The following is a 23,010-nucleotide window of genomic DNA, read 5'->3' as shown; positions in this document are numbered from 1 at the left end:
ACTCTAGTGGTAGCCGCTCGAGGGATCGACCTTGCCGCGGAACACCCAGTATGACCATGCAGTATAGGCGAGGATGAGAGGCACAAGAATTGCGACTCCAACCAGCATGAAGCTGAGGCTGTTGGCGGGGGCTGCGGCCTGCCAGATCGTGATGCTTTGCGGCACGATGTAGGGATATATGCTGACGCCGAGCCCCGCATAGGACAGCGCGAACAGCGACAGCGTCAACACGAACGGCCGATAGTCTTGCTTGTTGGCGAGACTCTTCAGCAGCAGCAGCGTGATAGCCGCCACAGCGATGGGAATCGGCGCGGTGAAGACGATATTCGGCCACTCGAACCAGCGTCGCCAGTAATCCGCCTGCAGAAACGGCGTTGCGAGACTAACGGCGCAAATGGCGATGAGCGTTGCGACCAGAAGCCACCAGCTCATGCGATAAGCGTGCTCGCGCAGTTCGCCCGTGGTCTTCATGATCAGCCAAGTTGCGCCGAGCAGACCATAGCCGGCGACGACCGCGCAGCCGGTCAGAATGCTGAACGGCGTCAGCCAGTCCCACCAGCCGCCTGCATAGTGCCGTCCCTCGACATGAACGCCTTGCAGGATCGCGCCGAGCGCGATGCCTTGCGACAGCGCCGCGACCAAGGATCCGCCTGCGAAGGCGATATCCCAGAGGTTGCGCTCCTTCTGGCTGCGCCAGCGGAATTCGAAGGCGACGCCGCGAAACACCAGTCCGATCAGCATGGCGATGATCGGCGTATAGATCGCCGGCATCAGGACTGCGAAGGCCAGTGGAAATGCCGCCATCAACCCGCCGCCGCCGAGCACCAGCCAGGTCTCGTTGCCGTCCCACACCGGGGCAACCGTATTCATGATGACGTTGCGGTCTTCCTTCTTCGGAAAGAAAGGAAACAGCATGCCGAGGCCGAGATCGAAACCGTCCATGACGATGTACATGAAGACGGCGAAGGCAATGATGAAGGCCCACAGCGTTGCGATGTCGAGAGGGATTCCAGCCATCGTGCTTACCCCTGTCCTGGTACGGCGTGAATGGCCTGCGCGGGCGTGATGCCCGCAGCGCGGGCCGGCGTGTCGGGGCCTTCTTCGCCATGATGCGGAGGCTCATACATCAGCTTCAGAATATAGAAAACGCCCATGCCGAACACGATGAAGTAGACGACGACGAAGGCGAGCAGGGACGAGGCGACCGCAGGCGCAGCCAGCGGCGACGCGGAATCGGCGGTGCGCAGCAGTCCATAAACTGTGAAGGGCTGCCGTCCGACTTCGGTGGTCACCCATCCGGCAAGAACGGCGACGAACCCGGCGGGGCCCATCACCAGCGCATAGCGATGCAGCCAATGCGCCTGATAAAGCGTGCCGCGCCAGCGCGCCCACAAGCTGAACAGGCCAACGCCGAGCATCAGGAATCCAATGCCGACCATGACGCGGAACGACCAGAACACGATCGCCACCGGCGGCCAGTTTTCGCGTGGCACGGTGTCGAGGCCCTTCAGCGGCGCATCAAGCGAGTGCTTGAGGATCAGTGATGATGCTTTCGGAATCTCGATCGAATATTTTACCGCACCCGCGGCCTGGTCAGGCAGGCCGAACAGAATGAGAGGCGCGCCATTCGGATGACTCTGGAAGTGGCCTTCCATCGCCATCACCTTCACAGGCTGATGCTCCAGCGTATTGAGGCCGTGCAGGTCGCCGGCGAAAATCTGGATCGGGGCAACGATAGCCGCCATCCACATCGCCATCGAGAACATCACCCGCGGGCCTTCCAGCCGGGAATCCTTGAGAAGGTGATAGGCGCCGACGGCGCCCACAACAAACGCGGTGGTGAGATACGCTGCCAGCACCATGTGTACGAGGCGATAAGGGAAGGACGGATTGAAGATAACCTTCCACCAGTCTGCGGCGACGAACTGCCCTGCCGGGTTCATTGCGAAGCCAGTGGGCGTCTGCATCCAGGAATTTGCCGAGAGAATCCAGAAGGCGGAGATCAGCGTGCCCACCGCGACCATCAACGTCGCGAAGAAATGCAGTTTGTGGCCGACACGCTTCAGCCCGAACAGCATGACGCCCAAAAAGCCGGCTTCGAGGAAAAAGGCCGTCAGCACCTCGTAAGCCATCAGCGGGCCTATGATCGGGCCGGCCTTGTCGGAGAACACCGCCCAGTTGGTGCCGAACTGATAGGCCATTACGATGCCGGACACGACGCCCATGCCGAAGGCAACTGCGAAAATTTTAAGCCAATAATTGAAAAGATTGATGAAGACCTCGCGGCCGGTCCACAGCCACAGAGCTTCGAGAACAGCCAGATAGCTTGCGAGGCCGATGGAGAAGGCCGGAAACACGATGTGGAAAGACACCGTGAATGCGAACTGCATGCGCGCCAGGGTGATGGCGTCAAAACCTTCGAACATCGCGGACCTCCGGTATGTCCAATCCGGCGACGTTATAGCACGCAAACTGCAGCGATGATATTCGCCGCGAGGCACAATGCTGCATAGCACGATCGCAATCGCGCCTGCGGCAAAAGGCCGTGATTCAAAGTGCAGCCCGTCTTCAGGCAGTGGAAAGATAAATCAGGCCGCAGGCTTTTCCGCAGCATCGCCGTTGGCGAGCAGGTGGATCAGGGCCCGCTTGATGGCGGCCTGCCGGGTTGGCGCGGTGATCTGCGCGCCGAGCAGGTCGGTCACATAGAACACGTCGCGGGCGCGTTCGCCGAAGGTCGCGACATGCGCGGACGCGATATTGAGATTGAGTTTCGAGATCGCGGTGGTGAGCTGAAACAACAAACCCGGACGATCGAGGCCGGAGACCTCGATCACGGTGTAACGATCCGACCACTGGTTGTTGATGCTGACTTCCGGCTCCACGACGAATGGCTTCAAGCGTGCTTTCGACGCGGTGCGCCGCGCCATCACGTCGGGCAGCCGCAGCTTGCCTTCCAGGACCTGTTCGATGGTGTCGCCGATGCGGGTCGCGCGGCGGCCTTCGTCATCGTCGCGGTCGTACTCGCGGGTGATCGCGATGGTGTCGAGCGCAATACCGTCGGTGGTGGTGTAGATCTGCGCATCGACGATGTTAGCACCTGCTGAAGCGCAGGCGCCCGCGATGATCGACAGTAGCCAGGGATGATCGGGCGCCATAATCGTCAGTTCGGTGACGCCGCGCCCCTCATCGAAGCCGACATTGACCGCGAGCTTATGACCGCCCGCTTCGCTGGCTTTGACGAAGCGCGCGTGGCGAATCTTGCGCGGCAGCTCGACCTTCAGCCAGTACGCGGGATAGTGCCGCGCGATGTAGGTCTCGAGTTCGCTCTCAGGCCATTCAGTGAAGTTTGCGCGGAATTCGGCTTGCGCGACCGCGATGCGCTGGGCGCGATTGACCTCGGAGAAGCCGCCGGTCAGAACCGGTTCAGTTTCGTAGTAAAGCGTACGGATCAGCTGCGCCTTCCAGCCGTTCCAGACCCCCGGGCCAACGCCGCGAATGTCCGCCGTGGTCAGAATGGTCAGCAGCTTCATCTGCTCGACCGACTGCACGACGGCAGCGAAATTCTCGATGGTCTTGCGGTCCGACAGGTCGCGCGACTGCGCCACCGTGGACATGGTGAGATGTTCCTCTATCAGCCAGGCGATCAGCTCGGTATCGGCCGCGTTGAATCCGAAGCGTGGGCAAAGCCGCCGCGCGACCTTGGCTCCCGCGATGGAGTGGTCCTCGGGGCGGCCCTTGGCGATGTCGTGCAACAGCACCGTCATATAGATGACGGCCCGATGCTCGGGATGGATTTTCCGCATCAGATCGCTAGCGACCACGAACTCGTCGTTCCCGCCGCGCTCGATATCCTGAAGGATGCCGATGCATCGCAGCAGATGCTCGTCGACCGTGTAGTGATGATACATGTTGAACTGCATCATCGACACGATCCGTCCGAACGCGCGGATGAAGCGACCGAGCACGCCGGCCTCGTTCATCCGTCGCAGCACCGTTTCGGCGTCGTTCGACGTCAGAATTTCCATGAACAGCTTGTTGGCTTCGGGGTTCTCGCGAAGCTTCGGCGTGATCAGGCCGAGCGAGCGCGTCGCCGCGCGCATGGCGTCGGGGTGAAATGCGAGATTGTTTTTCTGCGCGAGGCGGAAGATGCGGATCAGATTGACCGGATCGGTCTTGAACACGTCGGGCGCGGCAAGGTTGATGCGGTTGTTGTCGATGACAAAATCTTCGCCGCCGGGAACGCGACCACGTTTGCGGCCCGGGCGAAGCTTTGCCATCATCCGGCTCAGCACGGGCGCAGGCTTGGCTTCCTGGTCTTCAAGCTTGGAGCACAGGATCGCGGTGAGATCTCCGACCTCCTTTGCGATCAGAAAGTAGTGCTTCATGAAGCGTTCGACATCCTGCATGCCGGGATGTGAGGTGTAGCCGAGCCGCTGCGCGATCTCGCGCTGCATTTCGAACGACAGCCGTTCTTCGGGGCGGCCGGTGTAGAAGTGCATGTTGCAGCGGACAGACCACAGGAAATCCTCGCAGCGGCGGAACGTGCGATACTCCTGCGGGTCGAACACGCCGCGCTGTACGAGGTCTTCGCTGTTGCTGGCCCGGTAAACGTACTTGGCGATCCAGAACAGCGTATGCAGGTCGCGCAGTCCGCCCTTGCCGTCCTTCACGTTGGGTTCGACCAGATAGCGTGACTGGCCTGCGCGGCGGTGCCGCTCCTCGCGCTCCGCCAGCTTCGCGGTCACGAACTCAGCGGCGGTGCCCTGCACGACCTCCTTGTCGAAGCGCATGACGAGTTCGTCGTAGAGCGCCTGGTCGCCGGTCAGAAACCTGGTTTCCAGCACCGATGTGCGGATAGTCATATCGCCGCGCGCCTGGCGGATCGATTCATCGATCGAGCGGGTGGCGTGGCCGACTTTCAGCCCCATGTCCCACAGGCAATAGAGAATTGCCTCCGCCACCTGCTCGCCCCATGCGGTTTGCTTGTAGGGCAGGATGAACAGCAGATCGATGTCGGACTCGGGCGCCATCAAGCCGCGTCCGTAACCGCCGGTGGCGATCACGGCCATGCGTTCGGAGTCCGACGGGGTCGGTGAGTGATAGAGGTGCCGGGTCGCGGCATTGAACAGAATGCGAATGATCTCGTCCTGCACAAAGCAAAGCCGCTCGGCGCATCGCCGTCCGTGACGGTCCTTCAGCAATTGTGCCTGCGCGGCCTCGCGCGCCAGCGCCAACTCACCCTTGAGCAATTGTGTGATAGCGGCGCGAAGCAGGTCGTCTTTGCCGCCATGCTTTTGCGCAAGCGTGTCGATCTCGCCGGCGATACGCACGGTATCGAATTGCACTTCCGGATCTGGGAGGATCTTGGCCGTCACGCTGTCCATTCTATTCGGATAACGGACGGCAGCAGCGGTGTCATCAGCGGAATACGGCGGAAAGAGCCGTCCCTTCTGTTTTTCGCGCAATTTTTGAAAGCCGGTTCTCTCACGGGTCTTGTTCGGGTGGTTTTTTTCTCGTTGACGACATCAAATAAGTAATTGAAAAACATAGTGATTTTTAGCAATCGGGACGACAGGGGACGCCCGCCTGTTGCATCGAAATGCACCCGTCCTGACCGCAACTCCGTTCCGGTCATCCACATGGAGATGACGATGTTGAACCTATCACGACGCGCCCTCGCTGCCCTTGTCATGGGAACAGTGCTTGCCACCGGCGGTGCGTTTGCCGCCGATGCGCCGAAGCAGATCGCCATCGATTGGGCGACCTACAATCCAGTCTCCATCATCCTGAAAGAGAAGGGGCTGCTGGAAAAGGAATTCGAGAAGGACGGGATCAAGATCGTCTGGGTGCAGTCGGCAGGTTCCAACAAGGCGCTCGAGTTTCTCAACGCCGGCTCAATCGATTTCGGATCGACGGCAGGTTCGGCCGCACTGGTTGCGAAGATCAACGGCAACCCGATCAAGTCGGTCTATGTCTACTCGCGTCCCGAATGGACCGCGCTGGTGACGGCAAAGGAGTCCAAGATCGCGAAGGTCGCCGATCTGAAAGGCAAGCGTGTTGCCGTCACACGTGGCACCGACCCGCACATCTTCCTGGTCCGTGCATTGCTTGAGGCAGGCCTGACCGACAAGGACATCACCCCGGTTCTGCTGCAGCATGCAGACGGCAAGGCCGCGCTGATCCGCGGCGACGTCGATGCGTGGGCCGGGCTCGATCCGATGATGGCGCAGGCCGAGATCGAGGACGGTGCGAAACTGTTCTTCCGCAAGCCTGAAGCCAACACCTGGGGCATTCTCAATGTCCGTGAACAGTTTCTGAAGGACAATCCGAAAATCGTTCAGCGTGTGCTCGCGGTCTACGAGGAAGCGCGCAAGTACTCGCTGGCCAATTACGACGAGCTCAAGCGCGGCTTCATCGCTGTGACCAAGCTGCCGGAGACCGTGGTCGACAAGCAGCTCAAGGAGCGCACCGAACTCACGCACAACCGGATCGGCGCGCCGCAGCGCGAGTCGATCCTCGCTGCGGGTCTTGCACTTCAGCAAGCCGGCGTGATCCAGCCTGGTGTGGACGTGAAGGCCACGGTGGATGCGCTGATTGACGATCAGGTGCCATTGCCGACGAACTAACGATATGCCGCAGACGGCACGTTCAAAGGGCCGCATGCGCCAAGCTTGTTGGCCTTCGCTTTGAGCACCCTTGCAAATCGTTGCGATAAGCAGTTTCCGCTATGGCCATGACACTCGACACGCCTGCGCCAGAAGTCATCGGGGAAGAGCCCGGATCGCGGCCTGCCGAACGCCTGCGCCGTATCGCGCGTCCTGCTATTGGCTTGCTGTTGCCGCTCGGGCTTGCGCTGGCATGGGAACTGGCCGTGCGTTCCGGTTACTCCAATGGACGGCTGGTGCCCCCGCCGAGCCGCATCTGGCAGACGCTGGTGGAACTGGCCGCGAGTGGTGAACTGAGCCGGCACATTGTCGCAACGCTGAGCCGCGTCAGCGCGGGCTTTGGTCTCGGGGTTCTGGCCGGAACGCTCTTCGGCGCGATCTGCGGATACTGGACGCTTGCGCGGCGCTTGCTCGATCCGACCTTGCAGGCGTTGCGTGCGATCCCTTCGATCGCATGGGTGCCGTTGTTCATCCTGTGGCTGGGAATTTTCGAGACATCAAAGGTGGCGCTAATCGCCGTCGGCGTATTTTTCCCGATCTATCTCGGCGTCACCGGCGCGATCCTGAGCGTGGATCGGAAGATCGTTGAAGTCGGCCGCATCTTTCGCCTCAACGGATTTGCAATGATCCGGCGGATTCTTCTTCCCGCCGTATTGCCTGCCTATGTGATTTCACTGCGCTCGGGTTTGGGTCTGGGGTGGATGTTCGTTGTCGCCGCCGAATTCATGGGTGCATCCGAGGGGCTCGGCTATCTGCTGACCGACGGTCAGCAACTCGGCAAGCCCGCGCAGATCGTCGCCGCGATTATCGTCTTTGCGATTCTCGGCAAGGTCACCGACTGGCTGATCCAGTTGATTGCAGCGCCCTTCCTGCGCTGGCAGGATTCGTTTAGCGCGCATGCGGGGGGCATCTGATGCTCGTTTTCGATCATGTCGGCAAGACCTATCCGAATGGCGTCCATGCGCTGGAGAATTTCTCCGCGCGCGTCAAGCCCGGTGAGATCGTCGCCATCATCGGTGGTTCGGGCTGCGGTAAATCCACGCTATTGCGTGCGATCTCCGGGCTTGATCGAGCGACGACAGGCTCTGTCACGCTCGACACCATCTCGATCACTGCGCCCAACGAAAAGGTCGGTATCATCTTTCAGGAACCTCGATTGCTGCCCTGGCTCAGCGTCGCCGACAACATCGGCTTCGGCCTCGGTCATCTGCCGTCGGCGGAGCGGCAACGGCGGATTACGCGCGCACTCTCGCGGGTCGGCCTTTCCGATAAGGCCAGTGCATGGCCACGCGAACTGTCCGGCGGGCAGGCGCAGCGGGTCGCGATTGCTCGGGCGCTGGTTCCGTCTCCGGAAGTGCTGCTGCTCGATGAGCCGTTCTCCGCGCTTGATGCATTCACGCGCGCCGATCTGCAGGATCATCTGCTTGATCTGTGGGCCGATACCAAGCCAACGCTTGTTCTGGTCACCCACGATGTTGATGAGGCGGTGGTGCTGGCGGATCGCGTCGTCGTGATGCGCCCGCGGCCGGGACGATTGTTCGAGGAGGTCAAGGTTGACCTGACGCGGCCGCGCGACAGGGCTTCGCCTGCGTTCGAGGCGGTTAAGCATCAGGTGCTCGCCTCGCTGGATCGTTCGCTCGACCGCGGACTTCGCCGGCCGGTTGATGATTTTCTGACGGCTGGTGAGGGTATATAACCCGGAATAACTTGAGGCCGGCATTGTTGGTGCTGAGGAAACGGAGAACAAGAACATGGATTCGACTGCACTCCGCGCCATGCAGGCGCCGATCAAGGATCGCTACAAGTCCGACCCCAAGGCCGCGTTCATCACATTGAAGGCGAAGGGCTCGCTCGATAGCGAAGGGCTGTCCTGCAAGGTCGAAACCGGCAAGGCGGCTACTGCTATCGCCGGACTCCATCCGGCAACCGGCGGCTCCGGGCTGGAACTGTGCTCGGGCGATATGCTGCTCGAAGCACTGGTGGCCTGCGCCGGTGTCACGCTGAAATCGGTCGCGACCGCCATCGACGCGCCGCTGAAGTCCGGCAACATCAGCGCCGAAGGCGATCTCGATTTTCGCGGCACCCTCGGCGTCGACAAGGAAGCGGCGGTTGGTTTTGCAGAAATTCGCCTTCGATTTGATGTCGACACCGACGCGCCGCAGGACAAGCTCGATCAATTGCTAAAGCTGACCGAGCGCTATTGTGTGGTCTATCAGACCATCAAGAACGGCCCGAAGACGAGCGTGTCGATCAATCGGATCTGACGCCGCTATTTCGGCAGCTTCGCCTTCAGCGCATAGAGCGCGTCCAGCGCCTCGCGCGGCGACATCTCATCGGGATGCAGCGCATTGAGCGCCTCGGCAACCTGATCGGCTGCGCTCGGCGGCTGCGGTTCGGCGGCTGCGCGTGATGGCACCGCGAACAGCGGCAGGTCGTCCATCAGTGCGCGCGCCGTGGTGCTGCGGTCCTGCGCTTCGAGCTTCGCCAATACCGATTTTGCGCGCGCCACCACGGCTGCCGGAAGCCCTGCGAGCTTCGCGACCTGAATACCGTAGGAGCGATCCGCCGAACCCGGCAGAACTTCGTGCAGGAAGACCACGTCGCCTTGCCATTCCTTGACGCGCACTGTGGCGTTGAACAGGCGCGGCAGGTTTGCCGACAGCGCGGTCAGTTCATGATAATGCGTTGCGAACAGCGCGCGGCATCGGTTGCTTTCGTGCAGATGCTCGATCGAGGCCCATGCGATCGACAATCCGTCAAACGTCGAAGTGCCGCGGCCGATCTCATCCAGAATCACCAGCGCACGCTCCCCGGCCTGATTGAGGATCGCCGCCGTCTCCACCATTTCGACCATGAAGGTCGAACGTCCGCGCGCGAGATCATCGGCGGCGCCGACGCGGGAGAACAGCCGGTCGACGATGCCGATATGCGCGAGCTTCGCAGGCACGAAGCTGCCGATCTGCGCCATCAGCGCGATCAGCGCGTTCTGTCGCAGGAACGTCGACTTGCCGGCCATGTTCGGACCGGTCAGCAGCCAGATCTGTCCGGACGCCTGCGCTGGTCCGGGCGACAGATCGCAGGCATTGGCGATGAAGGGTTGACCCTCACGCTTCAGCGATTGTTCGACCACCGGATGGCGTCCGCCTTCGATGGAGAATTTCAGCGAATTGTCGACCACAGGCCGTGTGTAATTCTCGTCGACCGCAAGTTTCGCAAGCGCGGCTGTGACATCGAGCAGCGCAAAGGCATGCGCCGCGGCGCGCAAATCGTCGCCTGCGGCCACGGCCTGCGCACACAGTCTGTCGAAGATTTCGAGTTCAAGGCCGAGGGCGCGGTCGCCAGCATTGGCGATCTTCGCCTCGATTTCGCCCAGTTCAGTCGTGGTGAAGCGCACCTGCCCCGCAAGTGTCTGGCGATGAATGAAGGTCGCGTTCAGCGGCGCAGTCATCAGCTTGTCGCCATGCTGCGCGGTGACTTCGACAAAATAACCCAGCACGTTGTTATGGCGGATCTTGAGACCTTTGATCCCGGTGTCGTCGGCGTAGCGCGCCTGCATCGCGGCGACCACCAGCCGCGAGGCATCGCGAAGGTTGCGGGTCTCGTCCAGCGCGGCTTCATAACCGGCGCGCACGAAGCCGCCGTCGCGCTTGAACAGCGGCAATTCATCCGCCAGGCCGCGTGAAAATTCCTGCGCGAGGTCGCGGGACGGACGGCGCAATGCTTCAGTCGCCAGTGAAATGTCACGCGGGAGTTTCTCGATTCGCGACAGCCGGTCCAGAATCTTGTCGGCAGCGACAATGCCGTCGCGCAGGGCAGCGAGATCGCGCGGACCGCCACGTCCGACCGATAGCCGCGCCAGCGCGCGTGAAATGTCTGGCGCGGCACGCAAGATGCCGCGCAAATCGTCCCGTGCGGCGCTATCGTTCGCAAACATTGTCGTGGCGTCGAGCCGATGGGAAATAGTCGCGCTGTCGGTTAGCGGTGCGGAAAGACGTTGTGCGAGCAGCCGCGACCCGGCAGCGGTTACCGTGCAGTCAATGGCGTCGAGCAGTGATCCGCGCCGCTCGCCCGCCAGCGTGCGGGTCAGTTCGAGATTGGCGCGGGTGGCGGGATCGATCGCCATGGTGGTGCCGGCGGCCTCGCGGGCCGGCGGCGACAGCGGCAGATGCTTGCCGACCTGCGTGCGATCCACGTAAGTCACGGCGGCGGCGGCGGCGGCGGCTTCCAGCCGCGACATCGCGCCGAAACCATCCATGGTCGCCACGGCGAAAATAGTCGCACAGGCGACGTTCGGCGGTGGCGGCATCGAAGATGTCCCGCGTCACCGGTGTCACGGCGGCGAGCGTGCGAAACAGCGACGACAATTCCGGATCGGAATAGAGCGCGTCGGTGACGATCACTTCATTCGGATTGATGCGCGCCAGCGTCGCGCCGAGTTCAGCAGCACCGCATTCGGTGACGCTGAACTCTGCCGTTGAAATATCGATCCAGGCCAGCCCGATCCGATCACCGGCCGCCGATGACGCACGGGCGCGCGCAATCGCAAGCAGGTAGTTGTTGGCCTTGGCGTCAAGTAGCGTGTCTTCTGTGAGCGTGCCCGGTGTCACCAGTCGCACCACGTCGCGCCGCACCACGCTCTTGTTGCCGCGTTTGCGCGCCTCGGCAGGATTCTCGGTCTGCTCACAGACCGCGACGCGATGACCCAGTGCGATCAACCGGTGCAGGTAATCGTCGGAGCGCTCCACCGGCACGCCGCACATCGGGATATCCTCGCCCATGTGCTTGCCACGCTTGGTCAAGGTGATGCCGAGCGCCCGCGATGCAGTTTCCGCATCCTCGAAGAACAGCTCGTAGAAATCGCCCATCCGGTAGAACAGCAACAGCCCCGGATTGGCCGCCTTGATCTCCAGGTACTGTTCCATCATCGGCGTGACGCGTCCGACGGCCTCCGGGGAGGCGATTTCGGCGTTTGACGATGCGGGTGGCGTGGAATGGATGGTCATGGCGGCGGACACTAGCAAAGTTCTTTCGCCAGGTGGAATTGCATGGTGCGTTTTCCACGCCTTGAAAGGGCAAGTGCATGGCCGCCCTGCCGGGTGGCGAGGCTGTTCCGGCCATCGATCATTTGACGTTCCGCGCAGTGCTTCCTAAAACTCGCGGCAGCCGAGGCGGACGCCATCAAGTCCGAGTGAATTTCAGGGAGAACGACCATGCGTGATGTTTTCATTTGTGATGCAGTGCGGACGCCAATTGGCCGTTTCGGTGGGTCGCTGGCCAAGGTGCGCGCGGACGATCTGGCCGCGGTGCCGATCAAGGCTTTGATGGCGCGCAATACGAAGGCCGACTGGTCTGCGCTCGAAGAAGTGTCTTACGGTTGCGCCAATCAGGCCGGGGAAGACAACCGCAACGTGGCGCGCATGGCGCTGTTGCTGGCCGGGTTGCCGGACACGGTGCCTGGCATGACGGTCAATCGGCTCTGCGCATCGGGTCTGGATGCGGTGGGTGGCGTTGCGCGCGCGATCCGCGCCGGCGAGATGGATTTCGCCCTGGCGGGCGGCGTCGAATCCATGACGCGCGCGCCGTTTGTCACCGGCAAGGCAACGGAAGCCTTTCAGCGCACGGTGGAAACTTACGACACGACGATCGGCTGGCGTTTTGTCAATCCGCTCATGAAGCAGCAGTACGGCGTCGATGCGATGCCTGAGACCGGCGAGAACGTCGCCGAAGATTATCAGATCTCGCGTGCGGATCAGGACGCCTTCGCGATCCGCTCGCAGCAGCGCGCAGGCAAAGCTATTGAAGCCGGATACTTCGCCGAGGAAATCACCCCGGTCACGGTGCCCGGCGGCAGGGCTGGTCCCACCATCGTGGACAAAGATGAGCATCCGCGCCCGGAAACCACGCTTGAAGGACTGGCCAAGCTCAAGCCGATCGTGCGCAATCCCGGCACGGTGACGGCGGGCAATGCGTCCGGCGTCAACGATGGCGCGGCCGCGTTGATTCTCGCATCGGAAGAAGCCGTGAAGAAGCACGGACTAACGCCACGCGCAAAGATCCTCGGGTTTGCGTCCGCAGGCGTCGCGCCGCGCGTCATGGGCATCGGGCCGGTGCCGGCGGTGCGCAAGCTGCTGGAGCGCCTCGGCCTCAAGATCACCGACATCGATCTGATCGAGCTTAATGAGGCGTTCGCCTCGCAGGGTATTGCGGTGCTGCGTCAGCTCGGCGTCAAGGAAGATGCCGATTTCGTCAATCCGCATGGCGGCGCTATCGCGCTCGGCCATCCGCTCGGCATGAGTGGCGCGCGCCTTGCACTGACCGCGGTTCATGGCATGGAAAAGCGGGGCGGCAAGCTTGCCATCGCGACCATGTGCGTCGGCGTCGGGCAGGGCGCCGCGATGGTGATCGAGAAGCTGAACTGAGTTCTCGTTAGTTCTGCGAACGAGAATGGGAGGCTTCGGCCTCCCATTCTTTTGGGCGCGTCAGTCCATCACTGCAGAATGACCGGCGTTCTGCGACTGCTGGCGCAGCGCCGCCTTGGTCGATCCGATCATCATCGCCAGCGGGATCGCACAGAGCGTCACGATTATCGGTACGTTAGATCGTCATGCCCATTCCACTCCGGATTCCGCGGCGAGATCGATCGTGCTGCGGTGGCCGATGTCGTCAAAATGGATGTCGAGGAACTTCTTGGCTGCCCGCTTGCCGGCCCGGTGCAGCACTTCGAAAAACTCGTAGTCTGTCTTCATCTTGCTGGAGGCGGCGAGGCGAGTGCCGAGGCCGCCGAGATCGATGCGGTGGATGTTGAGCCTGCGGTACTGATCCTTGCCTGTACCGCGCGGCAATCGTCCATCGTCGATCAACTGATTGACGAAATCCATCGTGCGCAATTCGGAAATCAGTGCCGAATTGAAGGTGATTTCATTGAGCCGGTTGATGATCTCCCCGGAGGTTTTCGGCGTGGTGGTGCGCGACACAGGATTGATCTGCACAACCACGACGTCCTCCGCCTCAGTCGCCTGCAGGAATGGGAAGATCGCGGGGTTGCCCATGTAGCCGCCGTCCCAGTAAGGCACGCCGTCGATTTCGACGGCGCGAAACATGAACGGTAGCGCGGCCGACGCCATCACCACGTCGGCGGTGATTTTTTCATTCGCGAAAATGCGCAGCCGCCCTGTGTGGACGTTGGTGGCCGAGATATAAAGCGCGAGATCGGTGTTGGCGCGTAGCGCATTGAAATCGACGAAGCGTTCTATGAGCTGGTTCAGCGGATTGATATTGAGGGGATTGAGCTCGTAGGGCGAAAAATAATGCGCCATCGTCTCGAACCAGTTCTGTATCGGCGAGGCCGCAAACGGCATCATCGAAAACATCCGGTCGGTCATCGCGCGCTGGATCGGCGGCAGATCCCCGCCGGTGCTGGTTGCGCGCCAGAATGCCGCCAGCCGTTTGCGCGCCTCCTCAGGGCCGCCGCGGGTGAGCCCGTCGGCGAGCATCACGGCATTCATGGCGCCGGCGGACGCGCCGGAAATGCCGGTGATCTCCAGCCGCCCGTCGGCAAGGAAATGATCAAGGACCCCCCAGGTGAAGGCCCCGTGCGATCCCCCACCCTGAAGCGCCAGATTGATCTTCCTGGCCGCACTCGGCTTGCGTGTGCCGGAAAAACTCCATGGCGTCAGATTGTCGAGATAGGTTTTGAGAGTGGTCGCCATGAGCTTCTTCCTCTCTGAAATGAGGCAACAATTCGGTCGCCTGAGGATCGGTTCGATCCGTTGTAGACAGGTGATTTGGGACTTTTATGATGCGATGCAATAGAAAGTATTGCATCGCAAAATACTCTGACGGCCTACGCCGCTGAAATTATGAGCGGAATCACGATAACCGCACTACATGTTGATCGAATGAAACAAGCGAAGCCAATTTTCCCTGCCCCAGATCATGACCACGGCCGCTGCGCCGAGGACGCCTTTTTGCATGCCGAAAAGGTCTGCAAGGGCAGGGGTCAAAAGTTCACGCCGATCCGGCGGCAGGTTTTGAGTGCGTTGCTGTCGAGCCATCGGCCGCTCGGTGCCTATGAAGTGATCGACGAACTTGCCAAGACAATGCCGCGTCCGGCGCCGATTACCGTCTACCGCGCGCTGGATTTTCTGATGGACAACGGTCTGGTCCACCGCATCGAAAGCCGTAACGCGTTTCTGGCCTGCGCTCATAATCACGATGAGACGGCGGTTGTGGCGTTTCTGATTTGCGAGACCTGCGGATCGGTGGGCGAAATTCCGGCTGCACCTCTGGCGCAGAGTTTCAACGAGGCTGCGCGCGGAACGGGGTTCGCGCCGAAATTGTCGGTGGTGGAAATCACTGGCACCTGCGCACACTGTCAGCGCGCCGCATAGGCCGAACAACAACACGGCGGAAAGCCGGGCACGGGGGGCCATGTCGTCAGACAGCTTGAAGATTGCGGCAGCGGGGCGACCGCTGAACGCGACGGCGATCGTCCTGATGGTGATGTTGTGCCTGAGCTGGGGCTTCAATCAGATTGCGGTCAAACTGGCTCTTCCCGATATTCCGCCGCTGTTGCAGGCCACGATCCGTTCGAGCGGTGGATTAATCATCATCATGACGGTGGCGTGGCTGCGCGGCGTGACGCTGTTCCGGCGTGACGGCACACTGGGCGCGGGCTTGGTCGCCGGGCTTTTCTTCGGGGTCGAATTCATCCTGATCTATCGCGGGCTGCTCTACACCACGGCCTCCCGCGCGGTGGTGTTTCTCTACGTCGCGCCGTTTGTCGTTGCGCTCGGCTCGAAGCGATTTCTCGGCGAGGAGTTGAGCCGGCTGCAATGGGGCGGTCTTGCGCTGTCGTTCGCAGGCGTGGCTCTGGCCATCGGCGTGCCGCAGCCGTCCGTGGATGCCAAGGTCATTCTGGGTGACATCCTGGTGATGGGTGGCGGCATTCTGTGGGCTGTGACCACGCTGGTGGTAAAGGCGACCCGGCTTCTGCAGGCGCCTGCCGAAAAGACGCTGGCCTATCAGGTAGCTGTTTCAATCCCGATTCTGGCGCTTGGGGCGATTGTCTCCGGCGAGAGCATCACCCATATGCCGGGACCGGCTGCCTGGGCGCTGATGGCCTACCAAACGGTCTGGATTGTTGGGACGACATTCCTGATCTGGGTCTTTCTCATAAAGACCTATTCAGCCAGCAAACTATCGTCATTTACCTTTATGACGCCCCTGTTTGGCGTCATTGGGGGCTATTTCGTGATGCATGACACCCTGACATTGGCCTTTGCGGGGGCTGCCCTTCTGGTCATGGCGGGCCTATATCTGGTAAACCGCTCCGGCGAGCCGGCAGGGAATCCCCTGCTTCCGGCGAAACCTGATACTTGAACGCAAAAAAGAGATTCTGACGTGAGCGATCTGAAAGAGCGGACCAAGGAAATCCAGGCCGGCCCCAAGGGGCGCCATCGGACGGTTCAGGTAACGGTCGGCAACGTCAAGGTCGGAGGCGGTGCACCGATTGTGGTGCAGTCGATGACCAATACCGATACCGCGGACATCGAAGGCACCGTCACGCAGGTTGCAGCGCTTGCGCGCGCGGGCTCCGAGATGGTCCGCATCACCGTGGACCGCGACGAAGCCGCTGCTGCCGTTCCCCATATCCGGGAGAAGCTCGACAAACTCGGCATCGACGTGCCGCTGATCGGCGACTTTCACTACATCGGCCACAAACTGCTCGCCGATCATCCGGCCTGCGCCGCAGCACTGTCGAAGTACCGCATCAATCCTGGCAATGTCGGTTTCAAGAACAAGCGTGACACGCAGTTCACTGACATCGTCGAAATGGCTCTCAAGCACGGCAAGACCATCCGCATCGGTGCGAACTGGGGTTCACTCGATCAGGAATTGCTGACGAAGCTGATGGAAGAGAATGCGAAGTCGCCAGATCCGATCGACGCCCGCGCGGTAACGCGCGAAGCCATGGTTCAGTCGGCGCTGTTGTCGGCGGCGCGCGCCGAGGAAATCGGTCTGCCGAAAAATCGCATGATTCTTTCGGCGAAAGTGTCGAACGTGCAGGATCTGATCGCGGTCTATCGCGAACTCGCTGCGCGCTCCGATTACGCGATCCATCTTGGTCTCACCGAAGCCGGCATGGGCTCGAAGGGCATCGTCGCCTCAAGCGCGGCGCTCGGTATTCTCCTGCAGGACGGCATCGGCGACACCATCCGTGTCTCGCTGACACCGGAGCCCGGTGGCGACCGCACCGTCGAAGTGAAGGTCGGTCAGGAAATTCTCCAGACTATGGGCTTCCGCACCTTCGTGCCGTTGGTGGCGGCATGCCCCGGCTGCGGCCGCACGACATCGACAGTGTTCCAGGAACTGGCGCGCGACATCCAGAGCTTCATCCGCGATGAAATGCCGAGCTGGAAGACGCGCTATCCCGGTGTCGAGCAGCTCAACGTCGCGGTGATGGGTTGCATCGTCAACGGACCCGGCGAGTCCAAGCATGCCGACATCGGCATCTCGCTGCCGGGAACGGGCGAAACACCTGCAGCGCCGGTGTTCGTCGACGGCCAGAAATTTCGCACGCTGCGCGGACCGACCATCGCGACTGACTTCAAGGCGCTGGTGATCGACTATATCGAACAGCGTTACGGCAGTGCTGGAGCCAAAGCTCCGGCGGTGACTGCAGCGGAATAATGCGCACAAGACTGTCCGCAATTACAGCGGGCCGTTCTTCTCCCGGTTGTCGACAACAGCTTCCTCAAGATCGAGATCGCGCTCGATGCGCCGACGCGTTTCGTCGGTGATCTTTCCCTCGCGCAACAGCCTGTGAAGACACGTCCGCTCGATTGTGATGATCTCACGCACCAGCGAAGCGCCCTGCGTCGCGGGCGTGAACTGACCTTCTTCCCTCGGTGGTTCGGGCAGCGCGCGCATGCGCGTTTCGTGGCGAGCTTCGAGAAATCTGGCAAGCCCTTCGGGCAGGTTGCGATCCTTGATAATCTGGTCCAGCGAACCGCGCGCCGATTCGAGAATTTCTCGCCGCGCTGAAATCTCGGCTTCCCGTTCGCGAATGGCCTCAAGATGCCCATGATCGGACAGGCCAAGCAGCCTCACCAGTAACGGAAGCGTCAACCCAATGCCGATCAGCGTGACGATGATCACGCCGAAGGTCACGAGCAGGATGAGGTCGCGGTGAGGGAAGTCCTGTCCGTTCGGCAATGTCAGCGGCAACGCCAGCGCGACGGCGAGCGACACCACGCCGCGGATTCCGGTGAAGCCGATGACCGCGACGTATCGCCATGGCGGCTTTGCGTCACGCGCTGCGATTCTTTTGCTGAGGAGGCGCGGCAGATAGGTGCCGGGAAAGACCCACAGGAATCGTGCCACGATGACGATCGCGGAGACGATCGCGACGGCGGTGAGGATTTCAATCGGAAGCGCCTTCGATTTTTCCATCAGGAGCCGGAGCTGGAATCCGATCATCAGGAACAGTACGCCCTCGATCAGCCAGATCACGAAGTCCCAGAAAAAGATGCCCTGCAACCTGGTTTTCGATGAAATCAGCAGCGGGCCATTCCAGCTCACATAGAGGCCGGTCACGACGGTAGCGATCACGCCCGATCCGTGAAAATGCTCCGGGACCCAGAATGCAAGGTATGGTGTCAGCAGCGATAGTGAAATCTCGACGCGCGGATCGTGTGCCCATTGCCGCAATCGCAGGCTGAGCCAGCCAACCACGATGCCGAAGGCGATCTCGCACACGATAATGGCGATGAAGGTTCCCGTTGCGGGAGCCAGCGAGAATGTCCCGGTCGAGACGGCAAGCACCGCGAAGCGGTACAGGATCAGCGCGGTAGCGTCGTTCGCCAGTCCTTCGCCTTCGAGAATGACGAGAATTCGATGTGGCAGCTTCAACCGCCTGGCGATGGCGAGCGGCGCCACCACATCCGGCGGCGACACGATCGCACCAAGTACGAACCCGACGCCCCAGGGTAACCCGAGCGCATAGTGCGCAGCCGCAGCGACCATCACGGTCGTAAAAATCACGCAGCCGATCGCCAGCAGGCTGATAGGACGAAGGTTGGCTTTGAATTCACGCCAGCTCATCGATACGCCGGCGGAATAGATCAGCGGCGGAAGCACTAGCAGCAGAACGCCTTCCGGCTTCATCTCGATGCGCGGAAATCCCGGCAGAAATGCCAGGATGATTCCGACGATCAGGAACACGATGGCCGGCGCGACCGAGAGACGTTTTGCGACGGTCGCAGAAGCTCCCAGCGCAGTGAGCACAAGAAGGAAGGTCAGGAACGTCGCTACCATGACGGGATCATATCGCGCTGGCCGCGATATTGACCATCAGGGCCACCAGCGCGGTATTGAAGATGAAGGAGATCACGCCGTGGGCGGTGGCGGTCCGGCGGATGATTTTGTCGGTGACGCCGACATCAGACACCTGTGCCGTCATGCCGATCACGAACGAGAAGTAGATGAAGTCCCAATAATCCGGTTCACCGCCGCCGGGGAAAGAAAGCCCGCTGGCCTTGGCGCCGCGATAGTAATCGTGCGCATAGTGCAGGGCGAACGTCGTGTGAATCGCCGCCCATGACAGCATGATAGTCACGACTGCGAGCGCAAGCTGAGGGGCTTGCTGGGGCTTGATGGCAAGTTCCATGACGATGGCTGCGATGCTCGCGAACGCGCCGAGGCCGGTCATGACAAGAATGAAGAAGCGCCCGTCGTCCTGCCGTGCGGCCTGGCGGCGAATGTCGTCTGTGCCGCATGAGAACACTGTCACATAGGCCAGCGTCATGTAGATCGCGATGAAGATATCCCATGCCACAAGCAGGCGCGTCGCGAGACGCCATGAGGACGGCAGAAACAGCAACGAGGCCAGCCCGATTGCGAATGCAATAAAAGTGCGCGGCCGGGACAGCACGATACGCAGCGGCTTCGGCATGCCTTTCAGGCGAAGAAGATACGGATCGCCGTCCTTCTTGCCCGGCATTCTGGTGCCTCTCTAGCTTTGCCGCTCGGCGACGAAACGTGAGGTCGCGCGCAGCACATCGCCCTTCGCACCGAATGGCGCGAGCGCAGCATCTGCGTGCTTCAGGAGATCGCGCACGCGAGCCTTGGCACCGTCAATCCCCAGGAGCGTGACGAACGTGGTTTTGCCCGCAGCCGCATCCTGTCCGGCAGGCTTGCCAAGCGCCGCAGCGTCGCCTTCGACGTCCAGAAGATCATCGGCGATCTGGAAGGCTTCTCCGAGCGCGTGACCATAGGCATCGAGCGCGGCGTACTGATCCTGCGGCGCTTGGCCGAGGAGCGCGCCCGCGATGCAGCCGTACTTGAGCAGTGCACCGGTCTTCATCTGCTGCAGCTTGGCGACATCGGGCGGCTCGGGATCGCCGAAACGGCCTTCGCCGGCGAGATCCATGATTTGCCCGCCTACCATGCCGCCGACACCGGCGGCGCGTACAAGCGCCCGGGTCAGCAACAGGCGCACTGTCGGGTCCTTGTGAACATCGTCGCGGGTGATGATGTCGAAGGCGATGGTGAGAAGTCCGTCGCCCGCGAGGATCGCGGTGGCGTCGTCGAACTTCTTGTGCGAGGTCGGCCGTCCGCGCCGCAGATCGCTGTTGTCCATCGACGGGAGGTCGTCATGGATCAGCGAATAGCAATGGATGCATTCCAATGCGGCGCCGGCCATCAGTGCGGCATCGCGCGGAACGCCGAACACGGCAGCACTTTCCACCACCAGAAACGGACGTAGCCGCTTGCCGCCATTGAGGCTCGAATAGCGCATCGCCTCCATCAGCCGGTGCGGGCGCACGATCTCGCCGTCCAGTGGTTTGTCAGACAAGAGGCGCGTCAACAGCGCCTCGGTATCGGCCGCCGTGGCGTCGAGCCGTTTCATGAAATCCTGTGGTGAAGTGCCGGTGGTCATCAAAAGCTCCAAACGAACGCAAATTTCGGCGGACAATCGGTCATGGCATCGCCCGCGTCAATTCCGCAAAGCCGGGCTTTGCCAGGGTTTGGAAAAAACGGAAAGGCATGGTTTCTGCTGGCTGGGGACCGCTGGAATAATCCCTCCGGGCACGAGGTGTAATGCGACGATTGATCCGAACGGTGGTGTTGGTGGTCTTGGGGCTTCTGCTGCTGCCCTACGTATTGACGCCGCTCTACAGTACTGGGCATCCCATCTCGACCTTGATGATCGGACGATATCTCTCGGGCGAGACCGTCACCCGCAAATGGGTGGATCTTGATGACATGTCCGAGGCCCTTCCGCGCTCTGTGGTGGCCGCCGAGGATGCAAAATTCTGCTTCCATCACGGCATCGACTGGGATTCGCTCCGGAACATCATTGAGGATGCACAGGACGGCGAGGTCGCGCGCGGAGGATCAACCATTACGCAGCAGGTGGCGAAAAACCTGTTCCTCTGGCCGGGCCGGAGTGTGGTGCGCAAGGTGATCGAGTTCCCGCTGGCGATGTGGGTTGATCTGGTACTGTCGAAAAAGCGTATTCTGGAGCTTTACCTGAACGTGGCGGAGCTCGGACCCAACGGCCAGTTCGGAGCGGAAGCCGGTGCAAATTATGCCTTTGGCCGCCCGGCAGCGGCGCTTTCGGCTCGCGAGGCGGCTCTTTTGGTCACGATTCTGCCCAATCCGGTCACCCGGAGCGCCCGGAATCCAGGGCCGGGGGTCCGGCGGATGGCGGGGACCTACGTGGTCCGGGCCCAGTCGGCTGAAATCTCCGACTGCTGGGAGCGAAATCGCTGATTTTGGGCCTCTTAGGCCCATTTTCTCGACCCCTGCGGTCTAGCTTTCGCGGCAACCTTCATCTATAAGCGCGGCCTCAATCCGAATTCTGGAGAGCCCCCGCCCGGCGGGTGAGCCTTGATTTAGAGGACGACGATCCCATGGCCGTTCCACGCAGGAAAACCTCGCCGTCACGCCGCGGCATGCGCCGCTCGGCGGACGCACTCAAGAAGCCGACTTATGTCGAGGACAAGGACTCGGGCGAATTGCGCCGTCCGCATCACCTCGACCTCAAGACCGGCATGTACAAGGGCCGCCAGGTCCTGAAGGTCAAGAAGGACTAAGGTCCGGATCGTGGCGCGCTGCTGTCAGGCAGCGCAGCCGCCGCGATGCTGGCGGAAGCGCGCTAACGTGCCTTCATAAGAACGCCACAGACGCATGTGATGACGCATCACAAGGATACATTTTCAGAGAGAGCCTGCCGACGATGATCGGTTTCCCGCTGCTTCTGATTCCGTTCGCGATCTACAACATCTTCGTGTTCCTGATGCCGGGCGTGGCGTTCACCGCGCCGGTCGCCAGCGTGACTCTGATGTCGGGCGTGCAGTGGGTGCCGACATTCGGCGATGCGCTGCTGGCGCTTGCCGCACTTCTCCTAATGTTCGAAGTCATCAAGGCCGCGCGTCCCGGCGCGCGATACTTGACCGATCATCTGCTGTCGCTGATCGTCTCCGGCGCTGCGGTAGCGGAGTTTCTGTTGCTCGCGCCGTTCGGCACATCGACTTTCTTTCTGCTGACAGTGCTGATGATCGTGGAGTTTCTTGCGGGGGTCTCGATCGGCTTCCGCAATCGGCACCGCCGCGCACCAGCCGTGGTGTCTGCCGGCGTCGAGCGCGAACCTGCACCAGCACCCGTTCCAGCCAGCCCGGCACCGGTCGAGCCATCCTTCGATCGTCAGCATCGGGACGTGAAGTCGGCCGAGCCGGTGTTTACATCGCCGCAGCCTGCGTCCGAGCCTGAAGTTGTGCCGAAGCCGGTGCCGACGCTTGCCGTGATCCGCAATTCTGAGGGGGTTACGCCTGCTCCGGAGCGGAAGATTTCCGACTGGAATGTCAGTGATCTTGTGTCGGATAATACCGCAGAAGGCGCGGTCAAAACGCCCCCGAAGCCCTGAGCCCGCTTCAGGCGGTCTGCGACAACACCCGGCCGTAACGCGCCGCACCTCGCATTGCAGAGCTGTCATAAGCAGTGCGCGCGACGTTCGGCGCCTCCCGCCGCAGGCTCCTCGTCTGCGGGTCCTGCTCAACCATCGCAATCAGATGCGCCAAGAACGATGCATCCGGGCGAGCCATCCGTACCGCTGAAGCCCGCAGAGGGCGTTCGACGGGCACCAGGGCGCGGCTCGCGGCCGCCTCTGTCTGCGAGGCTGCTGCTGCGGGTGGCCTCGTAGGCAGATGAGGCCCGGTCTTCGATGTGAGGCCTGAGATGATCATTGCTTATGGTCGCCTGTCTCATTTTGGGACGCAATGCGCCCTCTCCGTATGACATCGCAAGGGTCGTGCCGGACGCGGTGGGCAAGTTGATATCG

General features: G+C 61.5%; 18 protein-coding genes and 1 pseudogene. 11 read left to right on the top strand and 8 right to left on the bottom strand.

The genetic code is table 11. The annotated features are described in order from the left end of the window. Positions 1-3: 3 nt before the first annotated feature. The 3 genes from cydB to BN32_RS14950 form a co-directional block, all read right to left on the bottom strand. Positions 4-1,017 (bottom strand): cytochrome d ubiquinol oxidase subunit II, encoded by a 1,014-nt coding sequence (cydB, locus tag BN32_RS14960; RefSeq protein ID WP_019199522.1) that lies wholly within the window; start codon positions 1,015-1,017, stop codon positions 4-6. Positions 1,018-1,022: 5 nt separating this feature from the next. Beyond that, entirely contained in the window at positions 1,023-2,426 is a 1,404-nt protein-coding gene (locus BN32_RS14955; RefSeq protein WP_019199523.1) for a cytochrome ubiquinol oxidase subunit I, read from the bottom strand. Positions 2,427-2,588: 162 nt separating this feature from the next. Beyond that, entirely contained in the window at positions 2,589-5,384 is a 2,796-nt protein-coding gene (locus BN32_RS14950) for a [protein-PII] uridylyltransferase (protein ID WP_040426756.1), read from the bottom strand. A gap of 267 nt (positions 5,385-5,651) precedes the next feature. On the opposite strand from BN32_RS14950, the gene BN32_RS14945 reads away from it, so the two are divergent. From BN32_RS14945 to BN32_RS14930, 4 genes are all read left to right on the top strand, one after another. After that, positions 5,652-6,626 (top strand): aliphatic sulfonate ABC transporter substrate-binding protein, encoded by a 975-nt coding sequence (locus BN32_RS14945; RefSeq protein WP_040426754.1) that lies wholly within the window; start codon positions 5,652-5,654, stop codon positions 6,624-6,626. A gap of 101 nt (positions 6,627-6,727) precedes the next feature. Next, a complete protein-coding gene (locus BN32_RS14940) occupies positions 6,728-7,579 on the top strand; it encodes an ABC transporter permease (protein WP_019199526.1) in 852 nt (283 codons plus the stop codon). Beyond that, a complete protein-coding gene (locus BN32_RS14935; protein WP_019199527.1) occupies positions 7,579-8,361 on the top strand; it encodes an ABC transporter ATP-binding protein in 783 nt (260 codons plus the stop codon). Before BN32_RS14940 ends, BN32_RS14935 begins: the two co-directional genes overlap by 1 nt. Positions 8,362-8,416: 55 nt before the next feature. Then, on the top strand, positions 8,417-8,929 hold the full coding sequence (locus BN32_RS14930) for an OsmC family protein (RefSeq protein WP_019199528.1): 513 nt from the start codon (positions 8,417-8,419) through the stop codon (positions 8,927-8,929). Positions 8,930-8,934: 5 nt separating this feature from the next. Here the strand turns inward: BN32_RS14930 and mutS are convergent. After that, positions 8,935-11,668: pseudogene (gene mutS, locus BN32_RS14925) on the bottom strand (DNA mismatch repair protein MutS). 207 nt (positions 11,669-11,875) lie between these two features. Between mutS and pcaF the strand changes: the two are divergent. Beyond that, positions 11,876-13,084, top strand: coding sequence for a 3-oxoadipyl-CoA thiolase (pcaF, locus tag BN32_RS14915; RefSeq protein WP_019199531.1), 1,209 nt, complete (start codon positions 11,876-11,878; stop codon positions 13,082-13,084). Positions 13,085-13,267: 183 nt separating this feature from the next. Here pcaF and BN32_RS14910 read toward each other — a convergent pair whose 3' ends face one another. Beyond that, on the bottom strand, positions 13,268-14,374 hold the full coding sequence (locus BN32_RS14910) for a patatin-like phospholipase family protein (RefSeq protein WP_019199533.1): 1,107 nt from the start codon (positions 14,372-14,374) through the stop codon (positions 13,268-13,270). Positions 14,375-14,563: 189 nt separating this feature from the next. On the opposite strand from BN32_RS14910, the gene BN32_RS14905 reads away from it, so the two are divergent. The 3 genes from BN32_RS14905 to ispG are packed head-to-tail and all read left to right on the top strand — an operon-like array spanning position 14,564 to position 17,357. Then, positions 14,564-15,055: a Fur family transcriptional regulator gene (locus tag BN32_RS14905; RefSeq protein WP_019199535.1), complete on the top strand. Its 492-nt coding sequence runs from the start codon at positions 14,564-14,566 to the stop codon at positions 15,053-15,055. A gap of 40 nt (positions 15,056-15,095) precedes the next feature. Next, positions 15,096-16,046: a DMT family transporter gene (locus tag BN32_RS14900; protein WP_019199536.1), complete on the top strand. Its 951-nt coding sequence runs from the start codon at positions 15,096-15,098 to the stop codon at positions 16,044-16,046. 21 nt (positions 16,047-16,067) lie between these two features. Further along, entirely contained in the window at positions 16,068-17,357 is a 1,290-nt protein-coding gene (gene ispG / locus BN32_RS14895; protein WP_019199537.1) for a flavodoxin-dependent (E)-4-hydroxy-3-methylbut-2-enyl-diphosphate synthase, read from the top strand. A 21-nt stretch (positions 17,358-17,378) separates the two neighbouring features. On the opposite strand, the gene BN32_RS14890 is transcribed toward ispG, so the two are convergent. The 3 genes from BN32_RS14890 to BN32_RS14880 are packed head-to-tail and all read right to left on the bottom strand — an operon-like array spanning position 17,379 to position 20,607. After that, positions 17,379-18,983: a Na+/H+ antiporter gene (locus tag BN32_RS14890; protein ID WP_019199538.1), complete on the bottom strand. Its 1,605-nt coding sequence runs from the start codon at positions 18,981-18,983 to the stop codon at positions 17,379-17,381. A 7-nt stretch (positions 18,984-18,990) separates the two neighbouring features. Continuing rightward, positions 18,991-19,668, bottom strand: a complete 678-nt coding sequence (locus tag BN32_RS14885) for a DUF1345 domain-containing protein (RefSeq protein ID WP_019199539.1) — start codon at positions 19,666-19,668, stop codon at positions 18,991-18,993. A 12-nt stretch (positions 19,669-19,680) separates the two neighbouring features. Next, complete coding sequence (locus tag BN32_RS14880) at positions 19,681-20,607, bottom strand: polyprenyl synthetase family protein (RefSeq protein WP_019199540.1); 927 nt, start codon at positions 20,605-20,607, stop codon at positions 19,681-19,683. A gap of 161 nt (positions 20,608-20,768) precedes the next feature. Between BN32_RS14880 and mtgA the strand changes: the two genes are divergently transcribed. The 3 genes from mtgA (at position 20,769) to BN32_RS14865 (ending at position 22,596) form a co-directional block, all read left to right on the top strand. After that, positions 20,769-21,443 carry a monofunctional biosynthetic peptidoglycan transglycosylase gene (gene mtgA / locus BN32_RS14875; RefSeq protein ID WP_040426569.1) on the top strand — a complete coding sequence of 225 codons (675 nt, stop codon included), beginning with the start codon at positions 20,769-20,771 and terminating at the stop codon, positions 21,441-21,443. Positions 21,444-21,583: 140 nt separating this feature from the next. Next, a complete protein-coding gene (gene rpmF / locus BN32_RS14870; RefSeq protein ID WP_002713690.1) occupies positions 21,584-21,766 on the top strand; it encodes a 50S ribosomal protein L32 in 183 nt (60 codons plus the stop codon). 143 nt (positions 21,767-21,909) lie between these two features. Beyond that, entirely contained in the window at positions 21,910-22,596 is a 687-nt protein-coding gene (locus BN32_RS14865; RefSeq protein WP_019199542.1) for a hypothetical protein, read from the top strand. The last annotated feature ends 414 nt before the right edge of the window (positions 22,597-23,010 follow it).

The sequence above is a fragment of the Afipia birgiae 34632 genome (assembly GCF_000308295.2).
GTDB classification, from domain to species: domain Bacteria; phylum Pseudomonadota; class Alphaproteobacteria; order Rhizobiales; family Xanthobacteraceae; genus Afipia; species Afipia birgiae.
Note: the sequence above shows the minus strand (reverse complement) of the source record. Positions and strands in the feature narration are given on the sequence as shown.